The following is a 13554-nucleotide window of genomic DNA, read 5'->3' as shown; positions in this document are numbered from 1 at the left end:
TCGTGTCACTGGGAAGAACCGGAAGGCAGGTGAGGCAGTGCAGGACAGCGCCGCCAACGGGCACCGCGTGGTCGATCACATCGTCGGCCACCTCGCCGCCGTCGGGGTCGGGCACATCTTCGGCGTGGACGGCGCCAACATCGAAGACCTCTACGACGCAGCTTTTCTCCGCGACGACATCACCGCGGTGCTGGCCAAACACGAATTCTCGGCCGCGGCCATGGCCGACGGCTACAGCCGCAGCGGCGCCGGCCTCGGCGTGCTCGCCGCGACGTCGGGCGGCGGCTGTCTGAACACGGTGCCCGGCCTGGGAGAGTCCCTCGCCAGCCGGGTACCGGTACTGGCGCTCATCGGGCAGGCGCCGACGACCCTGGACGGGCGCGGCGCGTTCCAGGACACCAGCGGTGTCAACGGCGCCCTCGACGCGGAGGCGCTGTTCTCCGCGGTGTCGGTGTACTGCCGCCGGGTGCTGACCGCCGCCGACATCCTCACCGCGCTTCCGGAGGCCATCGCCGCGGCCGCCGGAGGTGGACCGGCGGTGCTGCTGCTGCCCAAGGACGTCCAGCAGGCCGACCTCGCCCACCCGGGCCGGTCACCTTTTCGCGTAATGCGATCGCCGACAACGGGTTCCGGCCTGTCACCGCTGATCGGGGCACTGCGCAACGCGGCGGGTCCGGTTCTTCTCATCGCAGGGGAGCAGGTAGCCAGGGACGACGCCCGCGCGGAGCTGGAACGGCTGCGCAGCACCCTGAAGGCGCGGGTGGCCACCGTGCCGGATGCCGTCGACGTCTCGGCGAGCGCGCTCGGCGTCTGCGGTGTGATGGGACATCCGAGCGTCACCGCGGCCGCCGCGCAGAGCGCGATCTGCCTGGTGGTCGGCACCAGGATGACGGTGACGGCCCGCGCCGGCCTCGACGACGTGTTGTCCACGGTGCCGACATACTCGATCGGATCAGCGCCGCCCCACCTCCCGTGCACCCACGTCCACTCCGATGATCTCCGCGGAGCACTGTCATCGCTGGCCGCGGCGATGTCCGACGACGGCGCGAAGGTGCCGGACCCTGTGCCCCGCACCGAGTTGCAGCCGCCACCGCATCACGGCGCGGGCGTGCGGTACCGCGACGCCATGGGTGTGCTCGACACCGCACTGCCCGACGGCACCGACATCGTCGTCGACGCGGGCAACATCGGGGCCGCGGCCATCCACTACCTGCCGGCCCGCCGGCACGGCCGGTACCTGGTCGCCCTCGGTATGGGCGGCATGGGCCACAGCTTCGGCGCCGGGATCGGAATGACATTCCACCGGGGCCATCGCACCGTCGTCATCGCCGGGGACGGATCATTCCTCATGCACGGCATGGAGATTCACACCGCGGTGCAGTACCGGCTGCCGATCACCTTCCTGCTGTTCGACAACCATGCCCACGCCATGTGCGTGACCCGCGAGCAGCTGTTCTACGCACATCGGGCCAGCGACCGGTACAGCTACAACAGGTTCGGGCACAGCCGGTTCGGCGCCGGCCTGGCCGCCATGTTCCCCGGGCTGGCGGCGCTCGACGTGACCGACATCGCCCAGTTGCCCGCCGCGCTGCGCCTCGCGCTGGACTGTGACGGGCCGTCGGTGGTGGCCATCGACTGCTCGCCCGACGAAATCCCGCCGTTTGCCGCATTTCTCACCACGAAGGAGGAGCCTCGTGTCACTGCCCGCGCTCACTGACATCACCGCCCACCGGGGCAGTGCCGAACCCCTCGACGGGCTCATCCGGATCGAGACATCACCCAGGGAGCGAGCCACACCGATCATCATGGAGATGATGCGGTCGGTGTACCCGCACGACGAGGTGTTCGGCCAGTACTGCACCGTCAACGACTACATCGACTGTCCGCCGGGCGAACTGTTCGACTACCTCTCGGACACACGCTGCCTCGAGGAGTGGACCTACAGCCTGCGCGGCTTCACCCCCACCGAGCAGCCAGGGCTGTGGCTGGCGCACGACCGGTTGGGTGCGGGACCGACCGGGCCCGGCAGCGAGATCTACACCCGCACCGTCGCGAACCGGGACGCGATGACCGTCGACTATCACTGCGCGTGGGACCAGGGCAGGCACCTGTGGATGATCTACCTGATGCGGATCGTCGACGCCCAGGTCGTCTTCGACAAACCGGGATCGGTTGTGCTGTGGACGAACTGCCACCACCCGTTCTACGACCGCAACCCCTATCCGGAGACCGCGCCGCCGGGGCGGCCGGTGTGGGTGGGTGACTTCTGGGACATGTTCGGTCCGGGCCACCAGTTGGAGCTGCAGAACCTCAAGGCGATCGCCGAGTACCGGCACCGCAACGGACTGCCGGTCACCCCGGTCTGGATGAGATGAGAATGCCGTGACCGCCCAGACGTTCCCGAACCCGGTGAGCCTGATCGACGTGTCCACCTACCTGCCGGGTGAGCCGATCAGTGCCGAGTACTACGCGCAGTTCGCCGACTCCGACGAACTGCGGGACAACTTGATGTTCCGCGCCCCGCGCTTCCGCCATCACGTCTCGCCCGACGAGACCGCCGTGGACATGGTCGAACGGGCCGCTGCCGGCTTGGTCGAACGCCACGGCCAGGACGTCGTCAGCGGGGCCGATGTGCTGATCACCCACACCCAGTTGCCCGACATGCCGTTCTACGGCAGCGGCGGCGCCATCGCGCATCGCCTCGGGATGAAACCGAACTGGGTGATCGACCTGCACAACGGCGGCTGCGCGGCGTTCGTGCTGGGGCTTGCGCTGGCCCGCACGCTGCTCGCCTCGGGGGCGGGTCGCACCGCGCTGATCGCGGTGGCGCAGAACGCGGCAGGACAGATCTTCGACCAACCGACGATCAGGCCGAGGGCGCAGGCCGCGGTGCCCGGCGACGGCGCCGCCGTCGGGCTGGCGGAGCTGTCGGACTCCTCACCGATCCTCGACGTCGAATGCCGCACCTACGGCGAGTTCGCCGGCGACATGACGATCGCCGTCGATCCGCCGCGCAAATGGTGGCAGGCCGGCCAGGGGGAGGGCTGCATCGGGTTCACCGAAAGCAAGATCACCAAGGTCCTCGCTCGTGGCAATCGTCAGGTCCCGGAGGTGTGCTACGCGGTGTGCGACCGAATCGGCATGCGGCCCAGGGATATCGATCTGCTCGTCAGCAATCAGCCCAACCGGGTCTTCCTGCGCAACTGGCGCGACGCGCTCGAGCTGCCGCCCGAGCGGCATGTCGATACTTTTGACGAGTGCGGAAACCTGTTCGCCGCGGGCATCCCGATCAATCTGGACCGCGCCATCACCGACGGTCGGGTGAACGTCGGTGACACCGTGCTGATGGGGGCCTTCGCGCACGCCGGTGACTTCGCCGGAGCGGCCGCGGTGCGATGGGGCGGGCGGAGCCGATGACCGCCTTTTCCGACACCCTGACCGCGACGGTCGCCGCGCTGCCGCAGGCCGTTGATCCGTTGGCGTTGTCGCTCAACGAGTGCCCGTTCCCGCCGCTGCCCGCGGTGCATGCGGCGTTGAGTGCGTCGCTGGATTCGCTGAACCGCTACCCGGAGTTCCTGCCGCACCGGCTGAGATCGGTCCTCGCCGATCACCTGGGCGTCGATCCCGAACAGGTGGTGATCGGGGAGGGGGCGACCGGCGTGATCATGCAGGTGCTGCGGGCGGTGACCACGCCGGGGGACGCGATCGTGATGTCCTCGCCCACCTTCGACGGCTACCCGATCGTCGCGCAGATGGCACGCCTGCGGCAGGTGACGGTCCCGCTCGACGCGCACGGCCGCCACGACCTGGACGCGATGGCCGATGCCGCGACCGATGCGCGGGTGGTCGTGGTGTGCCGGCCGCACAACCCGACCGGCACCATCAACGGCATCGCCGACATCGAGCGGTTCCTGACGCGCATCCCCGGCGACACCGTGGTGGTGCTGGACGAGGCCTACGTCGAGTTCCTGGCTCCCCGGCAGCGGATCGACGCGACGGATCTGGTGGACCGCTTCGGCAACGTCGTCGTGGTGCGCACGTTCTCGAAGGCCTACGGGCTGGCCGGACTTCGGGTCGGTTACGGCTTCTGCGCCGCCGAACTGGGACGCACGCTGTGGACCATGCAGCTGCCGTTCGGGGTCCCGCAGGCCGCGCTGGTCGCCGTTGCCGCGTCATACGCCGCGGAAGACCAATTGCGGCAACGAATCCGGATCATCTCGGCGGAACGTGCAGCGCTGCAGACGCGGTTGCGGGCGATGGGCCTCACCACCACCGACACGCACGCCAACTTCGTCTACCTGCCCGGCGCAGAGATGCCATGGCCCGAGGTGTTCGGCGGCGCCGGCCTGCTGGTTCGACACTACGGCGACGGGGGTGTCCGGATCACCGTCGGTTCGCGGGCGTCCACTTGGGCGGTGGTGCGCACAGTCGGCGCGGCGATGCGGTATGAAGAGGCGTGCCATCCGAACAGGACCGGCGCGACCCGATCGCCGTCGCGCGCGCCAACTGGGAGCGTTCTGGCTGGGGCGACGTAGCCGACGGGATGGTCGCGGTGACCTCGGTGATGCGCGCACACCAGATTCTGCTGGCCCGGGTCGAAACCGCGCTTCGGCCCTATGATCTGAGCTTCTCACGCTTCGAACTGCTACGGCTGCTGGCGTTCAGCCGCACCGGGGCGCTGCCGATCACGAAGGCGTCCGACCGCCTGCAGGTGCACGTCACCAGCGTCACGCACGCGATCCGCAGGCTGGAATCCGACGGTCTGGTCGAACGCCTGCCTCACCCGACCGACGGCCGCACCACGCTGGTGCGGATCACCGACCTGGGTCGCTCCACGGTCGAGGACGCGACCGTCACGCTGAACAACGACGTGTTCGCCGACATCGGCATGTCCGGGGGCGAGTCACAGCGACTGGCGGCGGCGATCCAGACGCTGCGCCACAGTGCCGGTGACTTCTGACACCGCCTACCGCAGGCGGGAATCCTCATCTGCAGCGTCCGCGTTCCGCGAGTGCTTCCACAGTCGGTTGACGCCGGCAAGCGCCACCAGCACCCCGACGCCGCCGACGACGATGCCGATGAACAACGACAGGAACATCGGGTCCACGGAGTCGGTCGTCTCGCCGACTCCGAAGACGCTGCCGACCAGGAAGCCGAGCAGCGGCGCGAGCACGGCGAGCGCCCCGCCGAGCAGTGCGAGCCACAGCCCCGGCGGGGTGGATTCGAGCACTACCCGGCGGCCGGGCTCCGGAACGTCGATCTCGTTACTGGTCATCGGATCTCACCCTCCTGATGTGCGGGACGGCATCGGCGGGACCGTCGGGTTCGTCGGCGCGCCGCCGTAGCCCGCCCTCGAGGAAGGGGCGGACCAGGTCCACCGGGATCGGGAAGACGACCGTGGAGTTCTGGTCGGCGCCGAGCTCGAGCAGCGTCTGCAGATAGCGCAGTTGCAGGGACGCCGGGCTCTCGCTGAGCGTGATCGCCGCGTCCCGCAGTTCCGCAGACGCCTGCAGTTCGCCGCGCGCGCTGATCACCTTCGCCCGCCGCTCCCGCTCCGCCTCGGCCTCGCGGGCCATCGCGCGCTGCATCATCTCGGGAATCTCGACGTCCTTGATCTCGACGACCTCGACCTCCACACCCCAGGGCTGCGTCTGGTTCGCGATCGAGGCGGCCAGGTCCTCGTTGAGATCGGCGCGGTGCGCCAGCAGGGTGTCGAGGTCCGCGCGCCCCACCACCGAACGCAGGGTGGTCTGGGCGATCTGGGAGGTGGCGACGGCGTAGTTCTCCACGGTCATCACCGACTTGACGGGATCGACCACCCGGAACAGCACGACGGCATTGACGCGGGCCGTCACGTTGTCGCGGGTGATGACCTCCTGCGGGGGAATGGTCAACGTCACCGTGCGCAGTTGAACACGGACGAGCCTGTCGACGCCGGGCAGGACGAGGACGACCCCGGGGCCGAGGGGTCCGCGCAACCGGCCGAGACGGAACGCCACGCCCCGCTCGTACTCCCGGACGACGCGCAGCGACCCGATCGCCAGCGCCAGCAGCACGACGGCGGCAACCAGCACCCAGACACCCGTCACAGCGTTTTGCCCTTCCGGTCCGCGGTCTCGGGTCGACGGTCGGAGGCGTAGGAGCTGCGACGCCGAATCTGAGCCTCGGCCAGTCGCTTTCGCTCTTCGAGGTTCTGGTCGAGCGAGTGGAACACCACACCGACGGGCACCGCGGGGGTGCGGCGCAGATGAGACCACAGCGGCAACGACACCAGGCCGACCGCCAACGCGCACCCCACCAACAGCAGTGCCTCCGGTACGGCTTCGGCGCCGAGTGCCATGGCCAGCGGCCACAGCACCGCGATGACGGTGACCGCGCACGCGATCCCGCGGTGGAAGCGCGCCGCCTCCGACGCCGGCCAACTGTCGATCGACTTGCTGACCTCACGGCCGTCGTGCGACGTGGTGCAGGTGTGCTTCACCGGGCAGGCATTGCAGACCGCGGGGCTGCCGCGGTAGCGCATCACCCGGTTGTCGGGATCGAACGACGTCGGCCACAACCACTGATCCTGCGGGCATTGCCACGCGTCGTGGTCCTCGTGGTAGACGAACGGACCCGACCGGTGTTGCTCCACCTTCGCCGCCGAGCGCCGGGCGAACGTGTCGATGCCGTAGGCGATGAGTACCAGAAGTGCGGCATACCCGATCGCCAGCCACGAGCCGATGGCCACCCCGGAGATCATGAACTGTCCCCCGGCGCAGCATCATTCGGCATCGGGCGGCGATCGGAGGCGTAGCGCGACGGCGTGCCGCTGTCGGACGCGGCCAACCCCGTGCGGTCTTCCTCCGCTTCCGCGTGCTCCTCGACGAAGAGGGTCTCGGCGGGCAGCGTGTGCGTGGTCGCCTTGATCGCGTAGCGCACCCCCAGCCACGCGATCCACACGAACGGCAGGACGCCGCCGATGATGAACACGAAATCGCCTGGCATCCGCAACCATTCGAGCACCACATTGCCCGGTTGGGCGATGTAGCCCAGCGTCCGCGCCTCGTAGTACCCGTCGTTGACCGAGTGCCACAGCTGCAGAACGCCGAGCGGCAACAGGGTGGCGAAGACCATCCAGGCCAGACCGATGTTGAGCGACCAGAAGGACAGCTTCGCCAACTTCTCCGGCCAGCGCTGCGGCGGAATGAGGTAGCGAAGCGCGAAGAGCGCCAGCCCGACAGCGAGCATCCCGTACACGCCCATCATCGCACCGTGCGCGTGGTTGGCGGTCAGCGCCGTGCCGATCTGGTAGTAGGACACGATCGGCAGGTTGATCAAGAAGCCGAAGATCCCCGCCCCGACGAAGTTCCAGAAGCCCACGGCGACCAGGAACATGACCGCCCACCGGTGCGGGAACGGTGCGCTGCTGCGCGACTGTTGCCTGGAGCCGAGTTGCAGGAAGGTCCATGCCTCCACGGTGAGGAAGGTCAGCGGGATCACTTCCAGCGCGGAGAAGAACGCACCGAGAGCCATGTGCTCCACCGGCGTACCGGAGAAGTACAGGTGGTGCATCGTGCCGAGCACGCCACCGACCGAGTAGAGGATGACGTCCAGGAAGATGAGCTGGATGGCGATCTTGCGGCGCACCACGCCCAGCATCACGAAGATGTAGGCGACCATGACCGTGGTGAACAGTTCGAGGAAGTCCTCGACCCACAGATGCACCACCCAGAACCGCCAGAACTCGGCGACGGTCAGATGTGTCTCGGTGCCCGCGAGCATGCCGACCGCGTAGAACGCGGGGATGGCCAGGCCGGCGTAGAAGAACAGCCAGGGCATGTTGAGCTTGCTCTCGGTCTTCAGGCGCGACCTGATCGAGCGGTAGATGATCGCCATCCAGAGGAACAGTCCGACGACGAGCAGGATCTGCCAGAACCTCGGCAGGTCGAGGTACTCCCACTGCTGGTCGAAGAAGATCGACCCCTCGGCCCACTCCACGCCGAAGGTGCTCAGCGCCGTTCCGACCAGCGTGCCGACGACGACCACGGCCAGCGCACCGAGCAGGCCGAACGTCAGCCACGACTGCCGCCTGGGTTCGCGGCCGGAGATGATCGGGGCGAGGAAGATGCCCGCGGCGAGAAACGATGCCGCAGTCCACAACAGCGACAACTGCACATGCCAGGTGCGGGCCAGGTTGAACGGCAGGATCTGCGCCAGATCGAATCCGAAGAAATTGCTCAGCTCGGCGCGGTAGTGCTCGATGGCGCCGCCCAACACCGCCTGGCCGAGGAAGAGCACGGCGACGACGAGGAAGAACCAGCCGGTGGCCCGCTGCGACGGCGTGATCGCGACCTCGCCCGGTTGCCGGAAAGCCAGCGTTGGAGTCTCGGCGGCGTGCCAGCCGATCTTGCGGCTCCACCGGCCATAGAGAGCGAACAGCGCCCCGAGCCCGGCGAGCAGGGCGATGAGCGACATCGCCGACCAGACGAGGATGTCGGCCGTGGGCCCGTTGGCCACGCGCTGCTCAGGCGGCCAGTTGTTGGTGTACGAGTACTCACGACCCTCGCGCTCCGCGGCGCTGGCCCACGCGGTCCAGCTGAAGAAGGCCGTGAGGTCGTGGATGTCCTGCGGGTCGGTGATGAGCTCGGGCAGGAGCCCGTACTCCGTCGTCTTGGTGCCGAAGAAGTCGGCGTAGTAGGCGCGGATGTCTTCGAAGGCGCTCACCTGCTCGGCGGTGAACTGCAGTGTGCCGCTTCCCTCGTCGTAGCGGTTGGTCCGCATCATCGCCACGACGGCTGCGGTCGGATCCATCGCGCCCGAACTGCGCAACTCCTCGCCGACGTGGTCGGCGGACAGCCGCAGATACTCCGCCGTGTAATCCGGCCCCAGATAGCCGCCGTGACCCATCACCGAGCCGTATTGCTGCAGCCCTCGACGCAGGAAGATCTGCTGGCCCGACGTGACCTGCTGCTCGGTGTAGAGGGCCTGGCCGTCGGGGCCGACCACCTGCTGCGGCAGCGGCATCGAGTCGGAATACGTGCGATAGGCGAGAATCCCCATGATCGTGAAGCCGAAGACCATGACCAGGGCCACACCCTGGACCCAGCCCTTGGAGATCGCGAGTTCGGCCTTGCTGGTGTTCGGGATGAAAGACTGCTCGGTCATGCCACGCCCCCCGGTGACTGGAATTCACAACTGCAGCGTTCGCCTGTCAACGTATCGAAACTCGGGCCTGCGGGTGCGCATTGTCGCCGTTTCGAGTCGCAGGAGTGGCGGCGCCGGGATCAGCGGGTGGCCGACGGCACCGGGATGGTCGCGGTCACCGCGGTGCCGGTGCCCGGTCGCGACCGGATGTTGAGCCTGCCGCCGACGATCTCGGCGCGCTCGGCCATCGACAACAGGCCGTAGCCGCCCATCTCGTCGCTGCCCAGTGGATGCTCCAACGTATCGAAACCGATTCCGTCGTCGACGATCTCGAGCCTGGCGACCTCGCCGTGGTCACCCCGTTCCATCGCGAACGTCAGCTTCGCGCGCGTCGCCTTGGCATGTTTGACGACGTTCTGCAGGCACTCCTGCGCGATGCGGTACAACGCGAGCTCGATGTGGTCGGGCAGCCGCGTGTCGGCCAGGTCGGTGTCGATTTTCAAATCGATGTGGACCTGGGGGATCGACCGCGCCAGGCTCGCGAGACCGCCGGACAACCCGAGATCGTCGAGCACGGGTGGCCGCAGACCACTGATGGCGGCACGGGCCTCCTGCAACGTCAGCTGGGCCAGCTCCCGCGCACGGTCGAGTTGCTCGGTCAGCGCGACCCGGTCGTCGACGGCCTGCGCGGCCGCGTCGAGGCGGTAGGACAGCGTGACCAGCCGCTGCGAGATGCCGTCGTGGATGTCTCCGGCCAGCCGCCTGCGCTCCAGTTCCTGGGCCTCGATGACCTGCTCGACGAAGTTCTCGTGTGCGCGTTCGCGGGCCACCAGCTGGCGGTGCAGGCGCGCCTGGTGCATGGCGCCCGCGATCAGCCTGCCGATGACCAGCAGCAGCTCGACGTCTTGGTCGCCGAAGTCACGCCGGGCGACGGTGTGCACGTTGAGCACCCCGACAAGGCCGCCGGGGTCCGTCTCCATCGGCACCGACACCATCGACGTGAAGTCCCGCCCGCGCAGCGACTGGAACGGCAGGTACCGGGGGTCGGACTCCTTGTCGTGGCTGATCACCACCGGTTCCCGGTTGCTCGCCACCCAGCCCGAGATTCCCTGCCCCAGCGGCAGCCTGATCTTGCCGACCTCGGCGTCGAACGGTGGTGTCGCGCCGGCAAGCGTCAGCGACCGTTCGGTGTCGTCGAGCACGTGGACGAAGCACACGTCGCTGTCGGTGGCGGCGGTGATCATCCGCGCGGCCGCCGCGGCCAGGGGTTCGACGCCGGGGCCGCTGGACGCCGCCTGGATCAGCTCCCGCAGCAGTGCGAGCTCACGGTCGGCGGCCAGCAACGGCCGCGACGAGGGGCTCATTTGTAGATGCCTTCGCGTAACGCCATCGCGACCGCGCCGGTGCGGTCGCTGACCCCGAGCTTGCGGTATATCGAGCTCAGGTGCGTCTTGACGGTCTCGTCGCCGATCACCAGCTTGGTCGCGATCGCGCGGTTGGACAGGCCGTTGACGACGAACGACAGGATCTCGCTCTCCCGCTGCGTGAGGCCCTGGCGGGCGCCGGGCCAGAACTCGTCGCGCTGCAGGCGCGCCGCCGTGTCCACCGCCCGGGCCGCCATGCCGGGATCGATCGCGGTCTCGCCGCGGCGCACGAGTTCGAGTTGACGCACCAACTCCTCGCTGCTGATGCTCTTGAGCAGATAGCCGGCGGCCCCGACCCGGAACGCCTGGAAGAGGTACTGCTCGTCGTCGTAGACCGACAGCATCACGACCTTGCGGTCGGGGTCGCGCGCCCGCAGCTGCTGGCACACGTCCAGGCCGCTGGAACCCTGCATCCGGACATCGCACAGCACGATGTCCGGGTCGAGATCGCCGACGACGCCGAGGACATGATCGGCGCCGACGGCCTGGCCGACCACGGTGACCCGGTTGGCGAATGCGGCCAGCATCGCCTTGAGTCCCTCGATGACCATCTCGTGGTCGTCGACCAGGACGATTCGCACCGGCCCCGCTGCGTCGCCGGTCTGGATCCCCGGGTCGCTCCGCTGCCCGCCGACCATTTCCCCACCTTAGGGCCGGTAGTCGCCCCGCCCGCGCAAGATGGCGCGATGAATCCCCCTAATGGGGGAGGTGCGGCCGGTGTGACCTGCGCCACCATTCATCTGTGCAGCCGACACAGCAGAGAACATGGCGAGCCGGTCGATTCTGGTGGGACTGGCCTGCGTCCAGCGACGTGGAAGCGCAGCCCTTGAAGGCACTGGGCGCGGTGGTCTTCGACCTCGACGCCCTCGCGGACATCGAGTCGGCGGGCCACCGTCCCGCCTTCAACGCGGCCTTCAAGCAACTCGGATTGGACATCGAGTGGACGGCCGCGCGTTACCGGCAATTGCAGGCGCTGTGTGACGAACGCCGGCGCGTCGCCGCAGAGCTGCGGAAGCGTGGCGTGAGCTCGGAATGCGACGTGCTCGCCGAATTGCTGGTCGACGAGGTCTGTGCGGCCAAGGAGATGATCATCGACGAGACGATCCTCGACGCCGACATCGCACCGCGGACGGGCCTGGTCGACCTCATCACCGAGGCTTTCGGCGCAGGGATCGCGATCGGGGTGGTGAGCAGCGGCAGGCACTCCTGGGTCGAACCGCTGGTGCGCCAGTTGGTCGGTGAGGGAATCGTGAGCACGATCGTCACTGCCGACGATGCGCCCGGGGCGAACCTCTACCGGGCCGCCCTGGCCGATCTCGGGGCTCCGGCCCAGGATTCACTCGCGTTCGTGGGGTCGCAGGCGAATCAACGCAAGGCTGCCGCCGCCGGTCTGGCGACGGTGCTGATCGACGGCGACGACACCGTCGATACGCCCCTTCGGGTGGCGGACTGCCAGCGCGTGCACGACAAGTGGCTGGTGACCAGCAGGCCGTCCGCTGCGTAGTACGCCGGAACCGGCACCGCCTATTCTCACCGGATGAGTTCGGGCCGTGCGCGCAACGCACCGCAGACGCGCGCCGACATCCTCGTGGCGGCTCGGCGGCGTTTCGGATCCGACGGTTATCAACGCACCACGCTGCGCGCCGTGGCCGCCGACGTCGGCGTGGATCCGGCACTGATCATCCGGTACTTCGGAAGCAAGCAGGACCTGTTCGCCGAGGCCGCAGAGTTCACGATCGATTTCCCCGACCTGAGCGCGGTCGCCGCCGACGACGTCGCCGATGTCTTGCTGTCCCGCTTCTTCGCCGTGTGGGAACACGACACCACGTTCCTCGCCCTGCTGCGGGCCGCGATGACCAGCGAGTCGGCCGCGAAGACGATGCGGCAGGTGTTCGCCACCCAGGTGGCGCCGGTTCTTGCCACCGTCACGCGCGACCATCCGGCGCAGCGCGCCGGCTTGATGGGTGCGTTCGTGATCGGTTTGGCCACGACGCGCTACGTGCTCGCCATTCCCGCGGTCGCGAACCTCGGCCATGACGAATTGATCCGTTTCGCCCGGCCCGTGATCCGCCAACTGCTGCTCGGGCCGATCTCCGAGGGAATTTCCGGCGACGACCCCGAGTGACAGGAGTCAGTCGCGCAGCATCTCGATGACCGCGCTGAAGTCCTTGCCGGCGTTGTCGACGTTGAACTCGGCGTAGATCTCGGCGGCGTGGGTGCCCAGAGGTGCCGAGGATCCCGTCGAGGTCACCGCGGCCATCGCCAGGCCGAGGTCCTTGTTCATCAACGCCGTCGCGAAGCCGGGCTTGAAATCGTTGTTGGCCGGAGATGTCGGGACGGGCCCCGGCACCGGGCAATTGGTGTGCACCGCCCAGCAGTTGCCGGTGGCGCCGGTGATCACGTCGAAGAGTGACTGGGCGGGCAGACCGAGCTTTTCGGCGAGCACGAACGCCTCGCCGATCGCGATCTGCTGCACCGCCAGCACCATGTTGTTGCACAGCTTGGCGGCCTGCCCTGCGCCCGTTGCTCCGCAGTGAATGATCTTGCCCGCCATCGGTTCCAGTGCGGGCCTGGCCCGCTCGACATCGGCGTCCTCGCCGCCGACCATGAAGGCCAGCGTGCCCGCGGTCGCCCCCTTGATGCCGCCCGAGACCGGCGCGTCGATCTGGGCCAGCCCGGCCGTGACCGCCTGCTGGTGGATCTCACGGGCGTCGTCGACGGAGATCGTCGACGTGTCGATCAGCAGGGCGCCCTTCTTGGCGGCGGGCAGGACCTCGGCGTAGCAGGCCTTGACCACCGCGCCGTTGGGCAGCGAGGTGATCACCACGTCGGCACCGGCGACGGCTTCCGCGCCGCTGCTGTACACCGCCGCACCCTTCTCCGCGGCAGCGTCCCGCAGCGTGGTCACTGGGTCGAAGCCCCGCACGGTGTGGCCGGCGGCAACGAGGTTGGCGGCCATCGGGCCGCCCATGTTGCCCAGTCCCAAGAACGCGACAGTCGTCAT

Annotated in this window: 14 protein-coding genes; 7 read left to right on the top strand and 7 right to left on the bottom strand. The window is 68.4% G+C overall.

The window, feature by feature from the left end; all coding sequences use genetic code 11:
- Positions 1–67 precede the first annotated feature (67 nt).
- The 5 genes from H7I57_RS04110 to H7I57_RS04090 are packed head-to-tail and all read left to right on the top strand — an operon-like array spanning position 68 to position 4960.
- Positions 68–1717 carry a thiamine pyrophosphate-binding protein gene (locus H7I57_RS04110; protein ID WP_372510118.1) on the top strand — a complete coding sequence of 550 codons (1650 nt, stop codon included), beginning with the start codon at positions 68–70 and terminating at the stop codon, positions 1715–1717.
- Positions 1695–2375 (top strand): SRPBCC family protein, encoded by a 681-nt coding sequence (locus tag H7I57_RS04105; protein WP_264022026.1) that lies wholly within the window; start codon positions 1695–1697, stop codon positions 2373–2375. Before H7I57_RS04110 ends, H7I57_RS04105 begins: the two co-directional genes overlap by 23 nt.
- A 7-nt stretch (positions 2376–2382) precedes the next feature.
- A complete protein-coding gene (locus H7I57_RS04100; RefSeq protein WP_264022025.1) occupies positions 2383–3417 on the top strand; it encodes a 3-oxoacyl-ACP synthase III family protein in 1035 nt (344 codons plus the stop codon).
- The gene (locus H7I57_RS04095) at positions 3414–4535 is read left to right on the top strand and encodes a pyridoxal phosphate-dependent aminotransferase (protein WP_264022024.1); all 1122 of its coding nucleotides are present in this window, start codon (positions 3414–3416) and stop codon (positions 4533–4535) included. The genes H7I57_RS04100 and H7I57_RS04095 overlap by 4 nt, the downstream gene beginning before the upstream one ends.
- Positions 4457–4960, top strand: coding sequence for a MarR family transcriptional regulator (locus H7I57_RS04090; RefSeq protein ID WP_264022023.1), 504 nt, complete (start codon positions 4457–4459; stop codon positions 4958–4960). The genes H7I57_RS04095 and H7I57_RS04090 overlap by 79 nt, the downstream gene beginning before the upstream one ends.
- A gap of 6 nt (positions 4961–4966) precedes the next feature.
- Here the strand turns inward: H7I57_RS04090 and H7I57_RS04085 are convergent, their stop codons facing one another.
- From H7I57_RS04085 to H7I57_RS04060, 6 genes are all read right to left on the bottom strand, one after another.
- On the bottom strand, positions 4967–5275 hold the full coding sequence (locus H7I57_RS04085; RefSeq protein WP_264022022.1) for a hypothetical protein: 309 nt from the start codon (positions 5273–5275) through the stop codon (positions 4967–4969).
- A complete protein-coding gene (locus H7I57_RS04080) occupies positions 5265–6089 on the bottom strand; it encodes an SPFH domain-containing protein (protein ID WP_264022021.1) in 825 nt (274 codons plus the stop codon). The genes H7I57_RS04085 and H7I57_RS04080 overlap by 11 nt, the downstream gene beginning before the upstream one ends.
- Positions 6086–6742, bottom strand: a complete 657-nt coding sequence (locus H7I57_RS04075) for a hypothetical protein (RefSeq protein ID WP_264022020.1) — start codon at positions 6740–6742, stop codon at positions 6086–6088. The genes H7I57_RS04080 and H7I57_RS04075 overlap by 4 nt, the downstream gene beginning before the upstream one ends.
- Complete coding sequence (locus tag H7I57_RS04070; RefSeq protein ID WP_264022019.1) at positions 6739–9147, bottom strand: nitric-oxide reductase large subunit; 2409 nt, start codon at positions 9145–9147, stop codon at positions 6739–6741. Before H7I57_RS04070 ends, H7I57_RS04075 begins: the two co-directional genes overlap by 4 nt.
- 119 nt (positions 9148–9266) lie before the next feature.
- Positions 9267–10490, bottom strand: a complete 1224-nt coding sequence (locus H7I57_RS04065) for a GAF domain-containing sensor histidine kinase (protein ID WP_264022018.1) — start codon at positions 10488–10490, stop codon at positions 9267–9269.
- Positions 10487–11188: a response regulator gene (locus H7I57_RS04060; RefSeq protein WP_264022017.1), complete on the bottom strand. Its 702-nt coding sequence runs from the start codon at positions 11186–11188 to the stop codon at positions 10487–10489. The genes H7I57_RS04065 and H7I57_RS04060 overlap by 4 nt, the downstream gene beginning before the upstream one ends.
- A 104-nt stretch (positions 11189–11292) precedes the next feature.
- Between H7I57_RS04060 and H7I57_RS04055 the strand changes: the two genes are divergently transcribed.
- Together H7I57_RS04055 and H7I57_RS04050 are read left to right on the top strand one after the other, a co-directional pair.
- Positions 11293–12054 (top strand): HAD family hydrolase, encoded by a 762-nt coding sequence (locus tag H7I57_RS04055; RefSeq protein ID WP_264022016.1) that lies wholly within the window; start codon positions 11293–11295, stop codon positions 12052–12054.
- A gap of 33 nt (positions 12055–12087) precedes the next feature.
- Positions 12088–12675, top strand: a complete 588-nt coding sequence (locus H7I57_RS04050) for a TetR/AcrR family transcriptional regulator (protein ID WP_264022015.1) — start codon at positions 12088–12090, stop codon at positions 12673–12675.
- Positions 12676–12681: 6 nt separating this feature from the next.
- Here the strand turns inward: H7I57_RS04050 and mmsB are convergent, their stop codons facing one another.
- A complete protein-coding gene (gene mmsB, locus H7I57_RS04045) occupies positions 12682–13554 on the bottom strand; it encodes a 3-hydroxyisobutyrate dehydrogenase (RefSeq protein WP_264022014.1) in 873 nt (290 codons plus the stop codon).

This window comes from Mycolicibacterium pyrenivorans, assembly GCF_025821625.1.
Taxonomy (GTDB): Bacteria; Actinomycetota; Actinomycetes; order Mycobacteriales; family Mycobacteriaceae; genus Mycobacterium; species Mycobacterium pyrenivorans.
Note: the sequence above shows the minus strand (reverse complement) of the source record. Positions and strands in the feature narration are given on the sequence as shown.